General features: G+C 62.0%; 20 protein-coding genes. 6 read left to right on the forward strand and 14 right to left on the reverse strand.

Annotation, left to right across the window (positions count from 1 at the left end; genetic code table 11):
• The first annotated feature begins 47 nt into the window (after window positions 1-47).
• Complete coding sequence (locus tag AAC029_RS09235; protein WP_339746685.1) at window positions 48-1154, forward strand: serine hydrolase domain-containing protein; 1107 nt, start codon at window positions 48-50, stop codon at window positions 1152-1154.
• A gap of 203 nt (window positions 1155-1357) precedes the next feature.
• Here AAC029_RS09235 and AAC029_RS09240 read toward each other — a convergent pair whose 3' ends face one another.
• The 5 genes from AAC029_RS09240 to AAC029_RS09260 form a co-directional block, all read right to left on the reverse strand.
• Entirely contained in the window at window positions 1358-2320 is a 963-nt protein-coding gene (locus AAC029_RS09240; RefSeq protein ID WP_339746688.1) for a hypothetical protein, read from the reverse strand.
• 199 nt (window positions 2321-2519) lie between these two features.
• Window positions 2520-3491 (reverse strand): type II CAAX endopeptidase family protein, encoded by a 972-nt coding sequence (locus AAC029_RS09245; protein WP_339746691.1) that lies wholly within the window; start codon window positions 3489-3491, stop codon window positions 2520-2522.
• Between the two features lie 144 nt (window positions 3492-3635).
• On the reverse strand, window positions 3636-4691 hold the full coding sequence (locus AAC029_RS09250; protein WP_339746694.1) for a hypothetical protein: 1056 nt from the start codon (window positions 4689-4691) through the stop codon (window positions 3636-3638).
• Between the two features lie 74 nt (window positions 4692-4765).
• Complete coding sequence (locus AAC029_RS09255) at window positions 4766-5686, reverse strand: hypothetical protein (protein WP_339746697.1); 921 nt, start codon at window positions 5684-5686, stop codon at window positions 4766-4768.
• A gap of 104 nt (window positions 5687-5790) precedes the next feature.
• Window positions 5791-6921, reverse strand: a complete 1131-nt coding sequence (locus AAC029_RS09260; RefSeq protein ID WP_339746700.1) for an energy transducer TonB — start codon at window positions 6919-6921, stop codon at window positions 5791-5793.
• Window positions 6922-7029: 108 nt separating this feature from the next.
• On the opposite strand from AAC029_RS09260, the gene trmFO reads away from it, so the two are divergent.
• Window positions 7030-8415, forward strand: coding sequence for a methylenetetrahydrofolate--tRNA-(uracil(54)-C(5))-methyltransferase (FADH(2)-oxidizing) TrmFO (gene trmFO / locus AAC029_RS09265; protein WP_339746702.1), 1386 nt, complete (start codon window positions 7030-7032; stop codon window positions 8413-8415).
• Window positions 8416-8438: 23 nt separating this feature from the next.
• On the opposite strand, the gene AAC029_RS09270 is transcribed toward trmFO, so the two are convergent.
• From AAC029_RS09270 to AAC029_RS09280, 3 genes are all read right to left on the reverse strand, one after another.
• Entirely contained in the window at window positions 8439-8891 is a 453-nt protein-coding gene (locus AAC029_RS09270) for a type II toxin-antitoxin system death-on-curing family toxin (protein ID WP_339746704.1), read from the reverse strand.
• A gap of 6 nt (window positions 8892-8897) precedes the next feature.
• A complete protein-coding gene (locus AAC029_RS09275) occupies window positions 8898-9047 on the reverse strand; it encodes a hypothetical protein (protein WP_339746707.1) in 150 nt (49 codons plus the stop codon).
• A 92-nt stretch (window positions 9048-9139) separates the two neighbouring features.
• A complete protein-coding gene (locus AAC029_RS09280; protein WP_339746709.1) occupies window positions 9140-9955 on the reverse strand; it encodes a squalene/phytoene synthase family protein in 816 nt (271 codons plus the stop codon).
• Between the two features lie 120 nt (window positions 9956-10075).
• Between AAC029_RS09280 and AAC029_RS09285 the strand changes: the two genes are divergently transcribed.
• The 4 genes from AAC029_RS09285 (at window position 10076) to AAC029_RS09300 (ending at window position 12868) form a co-directional block, all read left to right on the forward strand.
• On the forward strand, window positions 10076-10681 hold the full coding sequence (locus AAC029_RS09285) for a superoxide dismutase (protein ID WP_339746712.1): 606 nt from the start codon (window positions 10076-10078) through the stop codon (window positions 10679-10681).
• An 82-nt stretch (window positions 10682-10763) separates the two neighbouring features.
• Window positions 10764-12059, forward strand: a complete 1296-nt coding sequence (locus tag AAC029_RS09290; protein WP_339746714.1) for a serine hydrolase domain-containing protein — start codon at window positions 10764-10766, stop codon at window positions 12057-12059.
• A gap of 102 nt (window positions 12060-12161) precedes the next feature.
• Window positions 12162-12512 (forward strand): type II toxin-antitoxin system RelE/ParE family toxin, encoded by a 351-nt coding sequence (locus AAC029_RS09295; protein ID WP_339746716.1) that lies wholly within the window; start codon window positions 12162-12164, stop codon window positions 12510-12512.
• On the forward strand, window positions 12512-12868 hold the full coding sequence (locus AAC029_RS09300) for a helix-turn-helix transcriptional regulator (RefSeq protein WP_339746718.1): 357 nt from the start codon (window positions 12512-12514) through the stop codon (window positions 12866-12868). Before AAC029_RS09295 ends, AAC029_RS09300 begins: the two co-directional genes overlap by 1 nt.
• Window positions 12869-12993: 125 nt before the next feature.
• Here the strand turns inward: AAC029_RS09300 and AAC029_RS09305 are convergent, their stop codons facing one another.
• The 6 genes from AAC029_RS09305 to AAC029_RS09330 all read right to left on the reverse strand — a co-directional run bounded on the left by AAC029_RS09305 (window position 12994) and on the right by AAC029_RS09330 (window position 18462).
• Window positions 12994-13602 (reverse strand): urate hydroxylase PuuD, encoded by a 609-nt coding sequence (locus AAC029_RS09305; RefSeq protein WP_339746721.1) that lies wholly within the window; start codon window positions 13600-13602, stop codon window positions 12994-12996.
• 94 nt (window positions 13603-13696) lie between these two features.
• Complete coding sequence (secF, locus tag AAC029_RS09310; RefSeq protein WP_339746724.1) at window positions 13697-14629, reverse strand: protein translocase subunit SecF; 933 nt, start codon at window positions 14627-14629, stop codon at window positions 13697-13699.
• Window positions 14630-14642: 13 nt separating this feature from the next.
• Window positions 14643-16301, reverse strand: coding sequence for a protein translocase subunit SecD (gene secD, locus AAC029_RS09315; RefSeq protein WP_339746727.1), 1659 nt, complete (start codon window positions 16299-16301; stop codon window positions 14643-14645).
• A gap of 28 nt (window positions 16302-16329) precedes the next feature.
• Complete coding sequence (gene yajC / locus AAC029_RS09320) at window positions 16330-16638, reverse strand: preprotein translocase subunit YajC (RefSeq protein ID WP_339746730.1); 309 nt, start codon at window positions 16636-16638, stop codon at window positions 16330-16332.
• Between the two features lie 123 nt (window positions 16639-16761).
• Window positions 16762-17619 carry a M23 family metallopeptidase gene (locus AAC029_RS09325; protein WP_339746733.1) on the reverse strand — a complete coding sequence of 286 codons (858 nt, stop codon included), beginning with the start codon at window positions 17617-17619 and terminating at the stop codon, window positions 16762-16764.
• A 189-nt stretch (window positions 17620-17808) separates the two neighbouring features.
• A complete protein-coding gene (locus tag AAC029_RS09330; RefSeq protein ID WP_339746736.1) occupies window positions 17809-18462 on the reverse strand; it encodes a protein-L-isoaspartate(D-aspartate) O-methyltransferase in 654 nt (217 codons plus the stop codon).
• Window position 18463: the final 1 nt, after the last annotated feature.

An 18463-nucleotide genomic window follows, 5' to 3' on the forward strand; every position in this document is an offset into this window, starting at 1 on the left:
TGCAAGCATTCCTTGTCCGGCGATGGCAAGCCCCGCATGGTTTGGCCATGATCAATCCGATATTTTCCGCCCTGACCCTGCTGACCGCGAGCCTTGGCCTGCAGGACAATTCCATCCCCAACCTCACGCCTGTCGTTGAGACTGCCGTCGCAGACGACGCCGTCCCTGGTGCCTCGATCGCCCTGGTCCAAGCCGTCGAAAACCCCCACACGGCCGTTGCGGGCGTCGCGGAGCGCAATGGGTCGGCCGTGACGCCGGACACACGCTTTCTCGCGGGCAGTATCGGCAAGACCTTCGCCGCGACCATTGCGGCGCAGCTGACCCTTGAAGGACAACTCGAGCTGGATGCGCCGATCTCCACCTGGCTCGCCGACCGGCCCTGGTTTGCCCGCCTGCGCAATGCAGACCGCATCACGCTGCGCCAATTGCTCAATCACTCGGCCGGAATTCCCGACTATCTCGAGAGCGCAGGGTTCTACTTTGCCGGTCTGGGGCGCGGCGAACGCGGGTTCACACCCGACGAGATCATCAATTATGTCGCGGGCGATACACCATCAGGCGAGCCGGGCCAGCACTACGCCTATTCCGACACTCACTACATCCTCGTCGGGCTCATCCTCGAAGGCGTCACCGGTGAGCGCTATGGCGATCTGGTTCGCGAGCGGATCATCGGGCCACTTGGTCTAGAAAATACCCAAGTGCTGGACGGGCGGGACTATCAGAACCTGGCATCGGGCCATCGGCGCGGCCTCTTCCATGGACTGAATCCCACCGCCCGCGATGGCCGGTTGAGCCGCAATTATGATTATGAATGGGCGGCCGGCGGCATTGTGTCCAACCCCACCGATCTGGCACGGTTCTACCTGGCGCTGGGTGGCGATCAATTGGCGGACGAACGTGCGGTGATGATGGCCGACGCCAATCCGATCAACCTCGAACGTCAGATCTATTATGGTCTTGGCGTCTTCGTGACCCTCTATCCGGACAACGCGTTCCGCCTCTTCCACGGTGGCGACTTCGCCGGCTATCGCTCCGCGGTCGTCTACGATACGCGGACAGGCTGCGCGATCGCCGTCCAGGGCAATGGCAAGGGCTTTGAAGCGCCGGATGTATTGCTGCAATTGAATGCGGCACTGGTGGATGAACGCAACTAGCCGCGCCGATTAGTCCTCACGCACCATCTCGACGTCATCAAAACCGCCGACTAGCAGATCGACCTTGGCCCGGAGGACGGCGACGGCGAAAACGTCGCCATCGGCAGGCCGGAGGACGTCGCAAAAGTCGAGACCAGCTGGACCGGACGCTATCGGGCACCGGTGCTGGCGAAGGAAACCGCGCGGCGGAAACTGGCGGCGGTTTAGGCGTTCACCTCGCCCGTTCCGACGCCAGGCGCCACCCCGATCGCAGGTGCTTCGGCCGCGGCGCGCTTGCGGGCGTCCCAATTGGCGATGGCGGCCGACGGTCCGAACACCAGGAAAATCATCAGCGCCTGCAGCGGAATCGCCAGCCAGATGAGGGCGCCATACGGATTGGCTACAGCTGCCATTACGGCGGGATCGTGCATCGCCTCCGGCCCCGACATCGAAGCCGTCATGACCGACATCATGTTGGGCGAGAGTACGATCACGATGCCGATCAGCACGAGATAGAGCACCAGGTGGGCCCAAAACAGCTGCATGCCGGCGCCCTTCGAGGCCTTCCAGCCGCCGAGCCGGAATTTGCGGTCGCGGATCGTGAGTGCAAGACCGACCGAAAGCCGACCGATGACGTATAGATAGAAAAACATCAGTGGAATCATGATGATCATCATGATTCCTACAGCGGCGGCCGGCGAATTCGGATCGCCCGCAGCACCAAGGAAATCCCCTATCCCCGGGATAAACCGCAATAGCAAGAGCAGGAACGCCACCGGGATCAGGCTCAGGAGCATGATCCCCGTGTCGATCAGCACGATGAGGATGTAGACGCCCAGCGTGCGCAACTCGTCGAAACCGAGCTGCAGTGGCAGGCGCATGGCCGGCGCCTCGCGGATATAGACCCGGTGCACGCCAGCGATGACCACGCTGCTCAGAATCATCGAAACGCCCATGAGAGCCGCAAAATAACCACCGAAGCTGCCGAAATCACCCTGCGCCATCTGCGTTGCCGATTGCATATAACCGGCGAAGAAGCCGATGCCGGCAGCCGATTGGGCCCACAGGTAATAGGCGGCGTAGAGCGCAGAAAGCGCCGCGATAAAGGCCAGCGCCCGCACCGGCCGCCAGAACAGCGTGCGGATGCCATAAGTCAACGCGTCAAAAAAACGAAAGCGTTCGGTCATGATTCCCCCCAGGTTCAATTTTCAAAATTGCATGGCCCATTACGGACGCACAATTCGAAAATACAACCTGAAAAAAGCACCCTGCTGGCCCCCGACGCCGGCTAGCCCGGCTTGCGCGCCGAAAACACAAAGACTTCCAGTGGCATAAACGCGGGCTCGGGGCCGACGCGGGAGCGCAGCGCCAGCGTGAAGCGCTCGATCACGGCCGTTTCGGCTCTGTGGCGAGCTTGGCCTCGCCCTCGGCAGCCAGCGGCACTGCCGATCCGGCAACGCCAAAGTTGGAAAATTTGCCCCGCAGCAACAGGGCGACGATGCCGGCGCACAAGACCACACTCGTCACCACGCTCGCCTCCGGTCCGAACACGCCACCGGTGAGCCACCAGGCTGCGTCGGGCGTATCGGCGAGATCGATGATGACGGGTGTCACCAGCACGTCCTGACCGCTCACCGGCAGGCCGAAGCCGGAGGCCAGCAGCCAGTTCCAGGCCGCATGCCAGCCGCATACGCCCCAGAGCGAGCCTTCCTTGGCCGCATACAGGCTGAGAAACACACCGACCAGCACGATATTGGCGAGACCGAACATCAGCTCCTGCGACCAGGCGATATTGCCGGCATGGACCAGACCGAACAGGACCGAATTGATGATGATCGCCAGCCAGATGCCATGGCGCGACGCGATCAGGCCCATCAGCCAGCCGCGGAAAAGCAGTTCTTCGGTCGAGCCCTGAATGATGAAGCCGGCCAGCAGCCAGGCCACCGGGATCAGGCTGGCGATGGCCAGGCTGCCGCTCGCCTCGATCTGATAACCGCCAACGGCCCAGATAATCCCCACCACGGCCGCGAGAAAGGCCAGGCCGAGACCATAACCCCGCACGAAACGAACCGGAAAGCGGCCATTGAGGCCAACCGTAGCGGGACCGCGGCGTTCGAAGAATGTCGACCAGAGCAGCACGAGAATGGCAGAAACGCCGAAGGCGGCGATCAGGATATAGGTCGTGCCGACCCAACCAATCTCACCGGTTCCGGGGTCGATCAGCCCGAGCAAAACGCCCGGAATTACGCCAAGAATCTGACCGCCCGCCATGAAGACGACCATCAGCACAATTGCTGCCAGCGTCCAGGTCCGGCGTTGGCGCGCCTCGCGCGGCGCATAAATTTCCCGTCCAGTCATGATAATCCCCCAAGCACCCACTCAAACAAAGGTCAGCTCAATTCAGCCCGCAATCTGTACGCTGGGCGCTCGGGCCGCAAGCCATGGCAAAACGGCCCGCCGGTGTGCCGGCAGGCCGTTCTGGATCATTGCATCGAGGCGCCGTCAGCCTTCGCTGGGCGAAGCCCCGGCGGGATGGTCGGCCGTGAGCACCGGCGAGTCGGTCTCCTCCGGCGCGCCATCGGCGCGGTAGCGCACGGCATTATAGGCGCCGACCCCGTGCCACATGGCTTCAAAGGCGATCTGCATCGCATAGGCCAACACAAGACCCGTCACGAGACCGGTCACGACGGCGGGATTGCCCATAACGCCCTGCAACAGATCAATCACATCCTGCGGCATGACATCAGATGAGCCTTCGGCCAGCTGGATGAAATCCATGATCAGAGGCATCAAGGCGCCCAGGAAGATCAACTGGATCAAGCCGCCCAGAATGATCGAGAGCACCAAGATCAGACCGGCCACCACGAGATAGCTCAGCGCCAGATTCCAGAACACGCCCTTGCTGGCGGTCCAGCTCTCAAAGAAACGAACCCGGCGGTCGACGAAAGTCAGCGCTGGCGCCGAAGCGAGCCGGATGCAGAAGACGATGACGACGATAGTGATCGTCAGCACGCCGATGAAGGCGATCAGCCCGGTCGCCAGCCCACCGGCCAGGGACCCGTCCGTGCCGGCAAATACGCCGGCCGCCACAAGCGTGACCACCCCAACGGCCATCATGATGCCGAGATAGCCGGCGATGCCGACCACGATATAGAGAAGATTGACCCCAAGCAGGCGCAGCTCGTCACCGCCGAGGCGGAAGGGGATGACGGCCGCGATCTCACCGCGGGTCAAAAAGCGCAGCCAAGCGGCCTGGAACATCAGCGCCGCCAGGATCCCGCCCAGTGTGATCAGGGGGATGGAGGCGATAAACGGTCCGAGCAGGCTCAGCATCTGCCGTTCGGCCTCGTGCTCGCCAAGGCTGCCATTGGCCTCCTGCATCGCCAGTTCGAACACACCGGCATAAAACGGTGCCAGCAGCATATAGGCGAGCAGGCTAAGCGCGATAACGACCACCGCCTGGCAGACGGCGATCCAGATTACGCCGAGTGGATTCTTGCCGAAGCGATTGAAAAAGAAGAAAATACATTCCCCGATATCGAAAGCCTTGCCTGTCATTTCGCTCCCCTTTGCGACTGATCGCAGATTAGAAGCCTATCATGACAGTTTGGCTATCGATGACCAGAGGGATGCTAACCGGCGCGATCCCCCGCCGGCGCGGCGGCGGTACGATTGCGGTATATATAGGCGTAAAGGCCTGAGAATACGGGAACATTGATGAAGGCCATCAACCCGTTCCAGCGCAAATATTCCTCGGCGGCGGCCAGCGCCGGCGAATTGATCTGATCCGCGCCGACCAGAACCGGCACATAGAGCGGGCGCGAACCAACCAGGGCGCAGATCAACTCATACAGTCCCGCCTCCAGCGCCAGCAGTGGCAGAGCCGTCAGCAACAGCGCCGCTGCGATCCGGGCCGAATTGCCGCCGCTCAACGACCAGGCGCTCAGCACCATGATCTTGCGCTTGGCGATTGTCGCTGGGAAGGCCAGCACCAGACGCGCCGAAAGCCAGACCAGCAAGCCGGCGGCGACCAGGCCAACCGCGCCGACCACGACCCAGTCAGTGGTGCCCAGATAGGCCATTGCATCGGCGAGATCGAGCCCGGCCGCTTCCGGATCAATCCCGGCCCCCGTTATCGCGCCCGCGGCAATCGAGCCAAGCACCACGGCCCAGAACATGAAGGCCATGATGAAGACCAGCAGGGTCAGCGCCGAAACCAGCAGACCGACGATAAAGATGCGGCCCTCATCAGCGCCAGCCTTGAGCGAGTGCCAGCCGCTATAATCGCCCAGCACCGCCATGCGCAGGCAGGCCGCCGACAGGGCCAGGCTCGCGACGACTGACACCAGCGACAGCAGGAAAAACCCCATCGCCATAACCGGATTACCAGCGACATCGCTGATCGCCTGCATCAATACCAGCTGCGCCAAATAGGCCAAGGTATAGGGCGCTGCCGCGATCAGGGCGCGCTGCCAGTGCGATATCAGGAAGGCGTAAGCCGCCAAGGCACTGCGCAGGATCGGGACGTGTGTCGCACTGGATGTCGGGTTCATGCCGGGCTCCGAAGTCATGACTGCGTTCTACGCCCCCGATCTGGACGTGACGGGCCGCGAAGGCAAGTTCCCGGCTGCAGCGGGCGGCCGCGGCAAGGCGCCGGTCACTCCTCGCTCAGCATGAATTGGAACTGCGTCTGGAGCGCCTCACGCCGCACCGGCACACCATCACGGACGGCGGGACGATAGTGCCACCGTTCGATGGCCCGCATTGCGGCGCGGTCGAAGACGCCGCGCGGAAGCGATGCGAGCACCTCGGCATCTTCAATCCGGCCATCCTCATTGACCGCGAACTGCACGAGGACCACCCCCTCCAAGCCTTGCTCTGCAGCGTTGACGGGGTAGAGCGGTTCGGCCCGACGGAGCGGAGCGGTATCAAAATTCCCGTCATCGATGCGAGCGGGCGGCTGGTCTCGCTCAATATTCGGAAATTCGGACGCTGCGATCTGCAGGTTCAGCGCTTCGCGCTGGCTTTCGTCCAGGTCATATCCCGCCAGCGTCGCCCAGGCCCAGGCGGTCCGCGCCGCGGAGACCGATTCCGGCTGCTCAAGCGCGCCGAGAATATTGGCAGCCATTCTGAAATCAAGAATGCTCGCGGCCCGCTCTTCAGCGATATAGCGCCCGACGCCCGACAGATAATAGGCATTACCCAGGACATAATCATGCGGACGGTCCACCGCTTCATAGGCAGCGACAGCCTGGACGGCATGCGGACCCACCAGTCGAATTCGCCCGAGCTGGGCCGCCGTGGCGGCGATCATATAGTGGATATCCCCGCTCAAACCCTGGTCTGCCAACACCTCCCCGGTCCCGACGGCATTGTCTGATCGCGTCGAGCAGCGAAAGGCGTCAGACGTGTCGCCCTGCGCAAACGCGGCAAGCGAGGCCTGATACCAGCGCAGGGCCCGCTCAGCCGCGGGCGCCCGTAGGCGATCTGATATCTCGGCAGCGCTCCGCCAGGCGTCATAGGCGGGCTCATACTGGCCGCGCGCCAGCGCCAGCTGGCCGTAATTCTCCGCCAGTATCCCGATCAACTCGGAGTCAATGCGCTCAGCCCTCGCCGCCCGCCAGGCCGTCTCCGCGGCCTCGCTCGCAGTCGCATAGTCCTGCGCCGCCATCGCGGCCTCATAAGCCAGATAGGGCTGCGCCACGCTGTCCGGCAAGGGCTCATCCTGGGCCATCACCCCGGCTGTCAGTGCCAGAAAACACCCAAGAACAACCCCAATGCGTGTCATGGCAACACTCCCCCGTGGCGCGATTATTCGTGCCCGACGACGCGTCTGTCAATGCTGCGCTGCCCCGTAGCGCTTGACTTGCCCCGCCCCCCGCTCGATATGCCGCCCATGACCCAAACCTCTCTCAAACCTGTCCACATCATCGGCGGCGGCATGGCCGGCTCCGAAGCCGCTTGGCAGCTCGTCTCACAAGGCGTGCCCGTCATCCTGCACGAGATGCGCGGCGTGAAGGAAACCGAGGCCCACAAGACTGACGGGCTGGCCGAGCTGGTCTGTTCCAACTCGTTTCGCTCCGATGATGCCAGGACCAATGCGGTCGGGCTGTTGCACGAGGAAATGCGGCGCTGCGGCTCGATCATCCTGGCCGAAGGCGATAATAACCGCCTGCCGGCCGGCGGCGCCCTCGCCGTTGATCGCGATGCCTTTTCCGCCGCCGTCACCAAACGCCTGAGCGAGCATCCGCTGGTGACGATCTCGCGCGAGGAAATCACCGGTCTGCCGCCACAAGACTGGGACAGCGTCATCATCGCCACCGGGCCTTTGACGTCGCAAAGCCTGTCGGAAGCGATCCTCAAAGAGACCGGCGAAGACGAGCTGGCTTTCTTCGACGCCATCGCACCGGTGATCCATCGCGACAGCGTCAATATGGAGAAGGCCTGGTTCCAGTCGCGCTATGACAAGGGCGAGACGCTGGCCGACCAGACCGCTTATCTCAATTGCCCGATGGACAAGGCGCAGTATGACGCCTTCATCGACGCACTGATCGCAGGCGAGAAGACCGAATTCAAGGAGTGGGAAGGCACGCCCTATTTCGAGGGCTGCCTGCCGATCGAAGTGATGGCCGAGCGCGGCCGCGAAACGCTGCGGCACGGGCCGATGAAACCGGTCGGTCTGACCAATCCGCACAATCCCACCGTCAAGGCCTATGCCATCGTGCAATTGCGCCAGGACAATGCGCTGGGCACGCTGTTCAACATGGTCGGTTTCCAGACCAAGCTGAAATACGGCGTCCAGACCGAAATCTTCCGCCTCATCCCCGGTCTGGAAGAGGCGCAATTTGCCCGCCTCGGCGGCATTCACCGCAATACTTTCCTCAACTCACCGCGCCTGCTCGATGATCAATTGCGCCTGAAATCCCAGCCGCGTCTGCGCTTTGCCGGCCAGTTGATCGGCGTTGAGGGCTATGTCGAAAGCGCCTCGATGGGCCTGCTCGCCGGACGCTATGCCGCCGCCGAACGCCTCGGCACGACGCTCGCTCCGCCGCCGGAGACCACCGCGATGGGCGCCCTGATCCGCCACGTCACCGGCGGCCATCTCGACGCCGGCAAGGGCAGTTTCCAGCCGATGAATGTCAATTTCGGCCTCTTCCCGCCGATCACCCAGCCCACGCAAGACGCCGAGGGCAACCGCATCCGCGGCAAAGCCAAAACGCCGGCCCGCAAGACCGCGATGTCAGAACGGGCGCTGGATGATCTGGCGGCGTGGCTGGGGTAGGCGTGCCAATCCCCGTCACGTCCTCAATCGTCGCTGATATCTGGTTTGGGATCACCACGGCCCAGAAGCGAGGCCGCGCGGGCCTTGGCAGGTGAAATCTGGCGCGCAAACTTGCGGACCCAATCGATCAGCGCTTCGCACCGGGACTCATCTGCCAAGGCAGCAATGATCAATTCCGCGGCACGCTCATCGAAGGCAGCCGGACGCCGGATCGAAGCCCCATTGATCGACAGGAATATGACGCCCGCGACGAATCCGGTCCGCTTATTGCCTTGAAGAAACGCGTGCGCCCGAGCGATTGAAATCATGAGCGTGCAGGCGAGCGTCACCAAATCGGAACTCTGATCATAGGCGAAGGTTTGATGCGGTGCGGCGAGAGCCCCCTCTAGCAGGCTCCGGCTCATGACTGAATGCGGCTCAGACGTATCCAGCACGATATTCTGATTCAATTCGATTAGCTGTCTACCGCCAGCCAAACCGGTTCATTCAGCAAGGCGCTTCATCGTTTTGGGGAACCGTTTCGCGACGTCCTTGTACATGGACGCCATGTCCATATCCGCCACTTTTGGCGGTACGGCTGTCGCACGTCCGGCCTTTTTGGCGGCAAGGGTCTTTTTCGCAATCACGTTCATTTCACTCTCCTGCGAAGAATATACCCTATCGAATACCGCCTTTCAAATCCGCTAACCCGGTCCACCACCGCATCTTGAAGGCGTTTACCCCCTCATCGTCCCGTCAACGACAACCAGCTCAACCTGGCCTGCCGCGCCAGCAGGGCGCGTTCCGGCGAGATTTCGAACGGGTTTCTCGGCAGGCGTTTGAGATAGCCGCGTGCCAGCACGACATAACCGGTCGCCGGCACCGCTTCAGCCGGCAGTGGCCCCGCCGCCGCAAATCCATGCGCGGCATCTTCGGCGATGGCGCGCACCGGTTGGATCGCGGCGCTGGCCTTGTCGGGCCCGAGGCCCTGGGCGAGCATGGCGGGGGTGCCGCCAAGCTCGGTCAGATAATCGCCGGCGACCGGGGCGCGACCGATGCGGGCGCGCCAGGCGAAGGCACGCATCAACCCGGTCAGACCCCAGGCGCGGCCGGCATCGCGGATCTGATCTTGCGGCAATTCGCCGCCCGTCAACACCAGAGCGAGGCGGACCAGACGCACCGAAGTGCGATCAACATAATCGACCAGGGCGTCGAGGTCGGCATGCGGTGCGGCGGCGATGTCGTCGAAGCGGGCATCAATCAGATCGAGCAATTCGGCTTGCGGCAACAGGCCCGTCAGCGGTGCCAGCGCCTCGGTGACGACATGGCGGCGCACCTTCGGTGTCTCGGCATAAAGGTCAGTCACGGCATCGCGCCACCAGGTCAGCTTCATCTCGCCGATCAGGCTTTCCGAAGTCGCGTCAGCGATCCGGCCGATCTCGTGGTTGAGAGCGTAAAGCGCAAACAGACGTTCGCGCACACCGGCCGGCGCGAACAGCGCCGCCAGACGCCGGTCCGGGTCAGCCTGCTGCAAAACCTGCGATAAATCCTCAGCGCTCATGCGCTCCTCCGGTGGACAATGGCGGCCAGTGGCCCATATGGATTGATATCATTGTGCGCCGCCTCTGCCCGCACCGCTTGCACCTGTTTTGTCACACTCGATATCGATGGAGATATACTCATGAGCTTCACCCTGCCCGACCTGCCCTATTCGCGCGATGCCCTCGCCCCGCATATCTCCGCCGAGACGCTCGACATCCACCATGGCAAGCATCACGCCGCCTATGTCACCAATCTCAACAAGATGCTGGACGGCCATGAGCTGGCCGGCAAGGCCCTTGAAGACGTTGTCAAAGCGACCGCTGGCCAGGCCGACAAGGCCGGCATTTTCAACAATGCGGCCCAGGTCTGGAACCATACTTTCTACTGGCAGTCGATGCGGCCGAATGGCGGCGGCGCGCCCAAGGGCGAGCTGGCCAAGCTGATCGATCGTGATTTCGGTTCGCTCGACGCCTTCAAGACCGCCTTCGCCGCTGCCGGCGCAACCCAGTTCGGCTCCGGTTGGGCTTGGCTGGTCGCGAAAGACGGCAAGCTGGAAATCCGCAAGACTGCCAATGCCGAAACCCCGGTGACCGAGGCCGGCGTGACGCCGCTCTTGACGATGGACGTCTGGGAACACGCCTATTACGTCGACTTCCGCAACCGCCGCCCGGACTATATCGCCACCTTCCTCGCCCATCTGGTGAACTGGGAATTTGCCGCCGCCAATCTGGCTGCCGCAAAATAACGATAAAGCGGGTCGCCAAGCGCGCGATTGAGTCCTAATTTCCCCCTCGGTTGATCGATAAAACACCCGAGGGGGAAAACCCATGTTGTTACGTTCCGTATGGGCCGGCGCGGCTTTTGCGCTGCTGGCCTTGGCGCCCGGCTGCAGCCAGCCCGCAGAGCCTGCACAGTCTGCCGCCGCCCACGCCGATGCCGCGACCTCGAGTGAGAATTTCGATCCCACTGGACTGGCGCGCTTTGACGCCGCTTTTCAGGATCATGCCGACCGCCAGGTCCGCGCCGGTTATGCCGCCATCCTGATCCGCAATGGTGAGACCCATATCGTCACTGCCGGTGTCCGTGATGTTGCGAATGGCGAGCCTATGCTGGCCGACACCCAGGTACGTCTCGCCTCAATGACCAAGCCGGTGACCGCCGTCGCCGTGATGATGCTGGTCGAAAGCGGCGATATCGCGCTGGACGATCCGGTCGCCAATTATATCCCCGCCTTCGCGGCAACGCGGGTCGCCACCAGTTATGAGCCCGATGTCGACGGCAATTACCCCACCGTCCCGCAGGCCAGCCCGATCACCATCCGCGAGCTGCTCACCCATACCGGCGGCGTCGGCTATATTTTCGACAATGACACCTCACTGGGCCGCGATTATATGGAGCACACGCTGTATCAGGGCACAGGCGATCTCGCCGAGAAGATCAACCAGCTGGCCGCGCTGCCCCTCTACGCCCAGCCGGGTGAACGCTGGATCTATTCCTATTCCAATGACATTCTCGGCCGCGTCGTCGAAGTCGCATCCGGCATGCCCTTCCAGGACTTCCTGCAGACACGCCTTTTCGACCCGCTCGGCATGACCAACACGACCTTCTTCGTCACCGATGCGCAGATGGCAGAGGCCGCGACGCTCTATCTCCATGGCGAGGACGGTCAACTCCATCCCGCCTATTCGCCAGACAATCCTGAATACCGCCCGAGCTGGGCTTCCGGGGGTGGCGGACTGATCTCGACGGCGATGGATTATTCGCGTTTCGCCAGCATGTTGCTCGGCAATGGACGGCTCGGCGATGTCACAATCCTGCGGCACGCCTCCGTCGCGATGATGACCAGCAATCATGTCGCGCCATCGCAAATGCCACCCGATATGGCTGGGCTTGGCTATGGTTTTGGGGTCGGCATTGCACTGGCTGGCACCGACGACACGCCAGCGCTGGGCATCCCCGGTGATTACAGCTGGGGCGGCCTGTTCGACACCGACTTCTTCGTCAGCCCCTCAACCGGCCTGGTCGCGGTGATGATGACCCAGGAAATCCCGACCGCATACATGCCCGAAGGCCGCACCCGCTCGTGGTGGCGCAGCGCCGCCTACGCGACGCTGCCGCAGTAGGCTGAAGCGGCAAGCCCCGTCAACGCGCGCCGCCGGCCCTATGGAGATTCCGCGCTTGCTTCGGCGTGAAAATATATCTATATTGGTATGGGAAATTCGAAGATGGTGCAGAGACCCGTCATCTGGGTTGGGGATTCCAAAAAGGCCCTGATGGAGTTCCCAAAGGATGTGAGGGTACAGATTGGCTATGCGCTCAGCGAAGCGCAACTCGGGCGAAAGGCCGATTATGCCAAACCGGTTTCCGGTTTGGGGCCCGGTGTTCTGGAGATTGTGGCCAACCACGATACCAATACCTATCGGGCCGTCTACGCGGTGAAGATCGGGGAGGACATATATGTGCTGCACGCGTTCAAGAAGAAGTCGAAGTCCGGTATCGCAACCCCGAAATCACAAATCGACGTCGTCAAAGCCCGGTTGAAACTGCTGAAATTGAAATTGCAAAGGACAGACTGATGGCGACCGAAGACACAATCGAACTGGAATCCGGCAGCGGCAATGTCTTCGCAGACCTGGGACTGGACGATGCACCCGAACTTCAGCTCAAGGCCGCCATCGCGGGGCAGATCAATTCAATCCTGCGCCATCGTCACCTGACGCAGACGCAATCGGCGGCGTTACTTGGCGTGCCCCAACCGAAGATCTCCGCCCTCAAGAATGGCAAGCTGCGGGGATTTTCGCTCGGAAAACTGTTGGAGTTCATGCTGAAGCTCAACCGCGACGTGGAAATAGAATTCAAGAAGACCACGCCCAGCAGTCCGTCGAGATATTATCTCCGCAACGGAAAACAACGCCTGCCCGTCGCGGCCTGACTTCAAACTACGTCACCCGTGGAAAAGAAAAGTCCGGACGAGGTCTCCCGCCCGGACTTTTCATTTTGACGCCCCTCGGCCCGCCAAAGGCGGGCCCGGCGCGTTTCAGTCCAGAGCGTTCAGCGTCAGCCAAACACCGTCTGCGCCATCGTCATCGCGATCAGCATCGGGAAGGACAAGAGCGTATTGGTGCGCGAGAACAGCATCGCGGTGCGGCCGGCTTTCGCCTTGGCTTCCGGATCGGCCTCGACCATGCCGAGCGCGATCTGCTGGTTCGGCCAGATGATGAACCAGACATTATAAGCCATGATGATCGCCATCCACATGCCGATCCCGATGAAGCTGTATTGCGGCAGGTAATGGTCGGCTGCGAGACCGAAGCTGAGAACTTCGACCGTATAGCCACGCAGACCCGCCACCATCAGACCGGTCAGCACGGTCGCCGCCGCACCCCAACGAAACCAGAACAGCGCCGCTGGCGCGATCACCTTGCCGATGGCCGGTTTCTGCTCGTCTGGAATATTCGGCATGTTGGGGATCTGAACGAAGTTGAAATACCACAACAATCCGATCCACATGATGCCCGACACGACATGGGTCCAGCGGGCGATGCCCATCCAGAGCGCATCATTGACCGGGATTGCCCCGCTCACGACATAGGCGCCCAGATAGAGCACGCTCAGCAGCAGCGCGACGTGAACGGTCGTGCGCAGATTTGACAGAATTGCAGGCATGATCTTCCTCCCCAGGAAATGGATGTTTGTCTCCGTGGGGGAATTTACAGCAATTCGCGTGTTGCGATAGTGCGGTCTTTAACGCGGCAATCGCCTAGCTGGAGCTGCCATCGCGCTTGACGCCGATGAAGAGCAGAAGCGGCGCGGCGACGAAGATCGAGGAATAGGTCCCGATCACCACGCCCCAGATCATCGCGAATGAGAAGCTCTTGAGCGCCTCGCCGCCAATTGTGTACAGCGCCAGCAGCGCCACCAGCGTCGTCGATGAGGTCAAGATCGTGCGCGAAAGCGTGTCATTGATCGACATATTGAGCAGCTCGCCCAGGGGCATCTTCTTGTACTTTCGAAGATTTTCCCGGATTCGATCATACACGATCACGGTGTCATTCATCGAATAGCCGACAATCGTCAGAATAGCCGCCACGGTCGCAAGATCAAACGTCATCTGGGTGACCGAGAACATGCCAACGGTTGCGATGACGTCATGCGTCAGGGCCAGAATGGCGCCGACCGAGAACTGCCATTCGAACTGAAACCAGATATAGACCAGCATCAGGAACAGGGCGAGCGAGACTGCGACGAAGCCCTTCACCACAAGCTCACCAGAGACCGCGCCGCCGATCACATCGGTGCCACGCAGCTCGATGCCGGGGAAATTGTCCTGCAGCGCAGCCTCAAGCGCGCGCCGCGCAACCTGCTGCGCTTCCTCGCCTTCAAGTCCTTCGCCGGGCTGTAGCGGCAGGGAAATCAGGACTTCGCGCGGATTGCCGGTCTGCTGGATCCTTGGATCCCCCAGATTCAGATCACCGACAACCTGCCGCATCGCTTCGACATCAGCCGGTTCTGTGGTGCGAACTTCGGTCTGGATCCCACCGCGAAAATCAATCCCGAAATTAATCCCGACATTGGAGAATTCAAACAGCGAGCCGAGCACCAGCAGCACGGAGAACGCGATCGCCCAGATCCGGATCTTGATGAAAGGGACATTGGCCGAAGTTGGCAGAAATCTGATCAGTGCGAACGTCATGGAAACACCTCTCCTACAGCGGAATGGCTTTGGGCTTGAACGCCCGCAACCAGATAACCGCCAGCAGGCGGGAGAAGACAAAGGCGGTGAAGACGGAGGTAATGATGCCGATCGCCAGCGTGATGGCAAAGCCGCGCACCGGACCGGCACCGAGCATGTACAGGACAGCGGCAGCGATGAAGGTCGTGACGTTGGCGTCCAGAATCGCTGACAGCGCGCGCTCATAGCCCGCCTGCAGCGCATTGGCCGGCGTTCGCCCGAGCTTGTTCTCCTCGCGGATACGCTCATAGATCAGCACATTGGCATCAACTGCCATACCGATGGTCAGGATGATACCGGCGATACCCGGCAGGGTCAGCGTCGCGCCGAGGCCCGACAAGGCGCCCATGATCAGGATGACGTTGACCATCAGGGCTATGGTCGCGAACACGCCGAACAAGCCGTAGGCCGCGATCATGAAGACAATAACGGCAAGGAAGCCGACCAGAACGGCAAGCTCACCGCTTTCGATCTGGTCCTGTCCGAGACTGGCGAGAACCGTGCGCTGTTCGACCGGTGTCAGCGAAGCCGGCAGGGCACCCGCATTGAGCAGAACAACAAGCTGCTGTGCCGTTTCATAGGTGAAATTGCCCTCAATAATGCCGGATCCGCCCAAGATCGGGCCGCGAATATTGGGCGCGGTGATGATTTCCCCGTCGAGCACGATCGCAAACCGCTTGCCGACATTATTGCGGGTCATGTCGCCGAACACCAAGGCGCCCTGGGTGTCAAAGCGGAAAGCGACGACCGGGCCGACCGCGGTTTGTGACGTGCTGACGCTGGCGCTGGTCAGATTCTCACCGGTCAGGCGCGAGGCGGTCTCGACCGCGAGATAGGTCGGCGGATTGGTGCTCGCCATTGGGTAGATGGTGCGGCCGGGCGGCACGCGGGCCTGGCCATTCGGGCCCGGATTGATGGTCTCGTCGACGAGGTGGAAACTCATGCTCGCCTGGGCGCCGACAATCGCGATGATCGCATCGGGATCACTGGCACCGGGAACCTGGACCAGAACCCGTGAATCGCCCTGGCGGGCAATGGTCGGATCGGTCGTGCCCAGCCCGTCAAGCCGGCGCCGGATCACTTCGATCGACTGGGTCACGGTGCGGGTGCGAATGGCTTCGAGCTGCTCCGGCGTCACGCCGAGGCGGATCGCGCTGAGATCACTGCCATCGCGGCGAACATCCAGGGTCTGCGTCAGCCCGGGCTGGCCCAGCGCCGAGGACACCGGCTGGGAAAGTTCCGAGAGGACGTCATAGGCGGCATCGCGGTCATCGGGACGCGCCATCAGCACGACCACTTCATCGCCGACCACGGCGACGCTGCGAGCCAGCAAAGGCGGCGTTGCCGCGCGCAGGGTCTGACGCGCATCAGCGGCAAGTGTTTCCAGCTGGCCCTCACGGACCTCAGCCATATTCACTTCAAAGACGATGTGCGAACCGCCCTGCAAATCGAGGCCGAGATTGACCGTCTTGCTTGGGATCCAGCGCCAGATGCCACGCGGTTCTTGCGAATTGTCGATCTCGTTGACGCTGTAACGATCGGATTCCGGAACCAGGTTCGGAAGCGAATACAGCACACCCAGGAAAATGACGGCAATAATGGAAAAGAGCTTCCAGCGCCCGAATTGCAGCATGACGGCGAACCTTGTTCAGCAGGAGCGGTTAGGTATTGGCCGCATCATTGGCCGGCTTCGGTTCAGTCCGACCGCGCACATCAGCAATGGTGTGCTTGATGACCCGCACTTCGACGCCCTTGGACAATTCGACGACGGCTTCGCCCTCTTCGACCTTGACCACTTTGCCGACCAAACCGCCCTGGGTGACGACGACATCGCCGCGCTTCAGGCTTTCGATCAGGTCGCGGTGTTCCTTGGCGCGCTTTTGTTGCGGCCGGATCAGCAGAAAGTAGAAAACGAGGCCCATCAGGACGAGCATCGGGATCGGCGATTCGAGAATGGTCTGGAGATTCATAGCGGGCTCCGCTTGCCGGTGACGCGCTGCCGCAGGGGCAGCAGGCCAAATTCGATTTCGCCGGGACTATATCGGTGCGGGGGCCGGTTGCAACAAGGGTGACTGCAGGAATTCCCGCCACGCTCAGCGCAAATAGCGCATCGGGTCTTCCGGATTGACGCCGCGGCGGATTTCAAAATGCACCTGGGCGATCTCCACAGTGCCGCTGGAGCCGGCCGATGCGATCACCTGGCCGCGCGTCACCTGGTCGCCTTCGCGCACCAGAAGCCGGCTGTTATGAGCATAGGCGGTGACAAAACCACCCTCATGGCGCAGCAGGATCAACTGGCCATAACCGGCCAGTTCCGAACCGGCATAGACCACCTGGCCCGGCGCGGCCGCATGGACCTCGGCGCCGGCCCGCGCTTCGATATTGATGCCGTCATTGCGGCTGCCATCGGGTTTGCGGCCAAAGCCGGACAGGACAGTGCCGCGGATGGGCCAGTCGAAACTGACGGCGGCATTGGTCACTTGCTGCGCGGCCGGCAAGGTCGATTGCGCAGGCGGCGGACTGCGATAGGGCGTGCTCGGCGCGCTGGCCGCAGAACTGGCGCTCGAACTGGCCCCGGAACTGGCCACCGCTGCACCATAGGGCAGCTGGATCGACTGACCGACCTCCAGCTCGTAGGGCGAGCGGATACCATTATGGCTGGCCAATTGCTGGAAAGGAATATTGTAGCGAAGCCCGATCCGGTAAAGATTTTCACCGCGCTGCACCACATGCACCGGCGGATGCGGCATCGACAGGGTCTGTCCCGGACGCACCGTGTAGGGCCGGTTGAGCCCGTTAGCCTGGGCCAGCTCTGCCATCTGAACGCCGCAGCGCTCGGCGATTTCCGACAGCGTATCGCCGGACCGCACAGTGTAACCGCCATTGGCGCAAGCGCGCGAGACCGTTTGCGAACTGCCGGAATAGCTCGACGAGCCGGTGCGATAATCCACGTGCGCAGGCTCGCGCGGCACCGAAGAGCACCCCGCCAACCCTGCACCCAGAGCCGCTACCACGCAGATCAAAACATTCCAGCGCATCGTCCCGACACACACCTCCGGCCAGTCATTCCGGCGATATCAAGCCAGAGAAGGCTTAACCGGCGGTTAGCCATGCGGGAGAAAACGACACAAGGGAAAATTCTAAAGCGATTTCGCTTCGCCCTTCACCAGCGGAACAAAGCGTACATCCATGATATCGGTGCGGGTCAACTCATCGCCTTCGCGCTGATAGCGCACCAGCACCTGTTTGGTACCACGGTCGAGCGGAGCGATGGCGATGCCGCCATCCTTGAGCTGGGCCAGGATTTCGTCGGGGCGCACCGGGGCCGAGGCGGTCAGGATGATGCGGTCGAACGGGGCCTGTTCCGGCCAACCCAACGTGCCGTCGCCGACGCGGGTGGTGATATTGGTCAGCCGCATTTGCGCAAAGCGCGCCTCGGCCTCGCGTGACAGGGTGCGATAGCGTTCGACCGAATAGACCCGCCGCGCCAGGCGCGACAGAACGGCCGCCTGATAGCCGGAGCCGGTGCCGATCTCGAGCACTTTGCAACGATCATCGAGTTTGAGCGCCTGGGTCATCAGCGCCACGATCAGCGGCTGGGAAATCGTCTGGCCGCAATCAATTGGCAAAGCGCGATCATCAAAGGCCTGGTCGCTGAAACGCTCCGGCACGAAAAGATCGCGCGGTGTGCGCTCGATGGCCGCGAGCACGCGCGCATCGGTCACGCCGCCGCCCCGCAGCGCCATCACCAGCTGGATCATGCGCGGATCGGGCATTCGCATCGCGTCAGACATG

It is taken from the genome of uncultured Maricaulis sp., assembly GCF_963975345.1.
In the GTDB taxonomy this organism is placed as follows: Bacteria; Pseudomonadota; Alphaproteobacteria; order Caulobacterales; family Maricaulaceae; genus Maricaulis.

Excerpts from the sequence above, each read along its gene's own strand:
- AAC029_RS09250 (WP_339746694.1), bottom strand. The coding sequence starts at position 4,691 with ATGACAGGCAAGGCTTTCGATATCGGGGAATGTATTTTCTTCTTTTTC.
- secF (WP_339746724.1), bottom strand. The coding sequence starts at position 14,629 with ATGACGTTCGCACTGATCAGATTTCTGCCAACTTCGGCCAATGTCCCT.
- AAC029_RS09290 (WP_339746714.1), top strand. The coding sequence starts at position 10,764 with ATGTTGTTACGTTCCGTATGGGCCGGCGCGGCTTTTGCGCTGCTGGCC.
- AAC029_RS09235 (WP_339746685.1), top strand. The coding sequence starts at position 48 with ATGATCAATCCGATATTTTCCGCCCTGACCCTGCTGACCGCGAGCCTT.
- AAC029_RS09285 (WP_339746712.1), top strand. The coding sequence starts at position 10,076 with ATGAGCTTCACCCTGCCCGACCTGCCCTATTCGCGCGATGCCCTCGCC.
- yajC (WP_339746730.1), bottom strand. The coding sequence starts at position 16,638 with ATGAATCTCCAGACCATTCTCGAATCGCCGATCCCGATGCTCGTCCTG.
- AAC029_RS09295 (WP_339746716.1), top strand. The coding sequence starts at position 12,162 with ATGGTGCAGAGACCCGTCATCTGGGTTGGGGATTCCAAAAAGGCCCTG.
- AAC029_RS09240 (WP_339746688.1), bottom strand. The coding sequence starts at position 2,320 with ATGACCGAACGCTTTCGTTTTTTTGACGCGTTGACTTATGGCATCCGC.
- AAC029_RS09330 (WP_339746736.1), bottom strand. The coding sequence starts at position 18,462 with ATGTCTGACGCGATGCGAATGCCCGATCCGCGCATGATCCAGCTGGTG.
- AAC029_RS09300 (WP_339746718.1), top strand. The coding sequence starts at position 12,512 with ATGGCGACCGAAGACACAATCGAACTGGAATCCGGCAGCGGCAATGTC.
- AAC029_RS09255 (WP_339746697.1), bottom strand. The coding sequence starts at position 5,686 with ATGAACCCGACATCCAGTGCGACACACGTCCCGATCCTGCGCAGTGCC.
- AAC029_RS09280 (WP_339746709.1), bottom strand. The coding sequence starts at position 9,955 with ATGAGCGCTGAGGATTTATCGCAGGTTTTGCAGCAGGCTGACCCGGAC.
- secD (WP_339746727.1), bottom strand. The coding sequence starts at position 16,301 with ATGCTGCAATTCGGGCGCTGGAAGCTCTTTTCCATTATTGCCGTCATT.
- AAC029_RS09245 (WP_339746691.1), bottom strand. The coding sequence starts at position 3,491 with ATGACTGGACGGGAAATTTATGCGCCGCGCGAGGCGCGCCAACGCCGG.
- AAC029_RS09260 (WP_339746700.1), bottom strand. The coding sequence starts at position 6,921 with ATGACACGCATTGGGGTTGTTCTTGGGTGTTTTCTGGCACTGACAGCC.
- AAC029_RS09275 (WP_339746707.1), bottom strand. The coding sequence starts at position 9,047 with ATGAACGTGATTGCGAAAAAGACCCTTGCCGCCAAAAAGGCCGGACGT.
- trmFO (WP_339746702.1), top strand. The coding sequence starts at position 7,030 with ATGACCCAAACCTCTCTCAAACCTGTCCACATCATCGGCGGCGGCATG.
- AAC029_RS09305 (WP_339746721.1), bottom strand. The coding sequence starts at position 13,602 with ATGCCTGCAATTCTGTCAAATCTGCGCACGACCGTTCACGTCGCGCTG.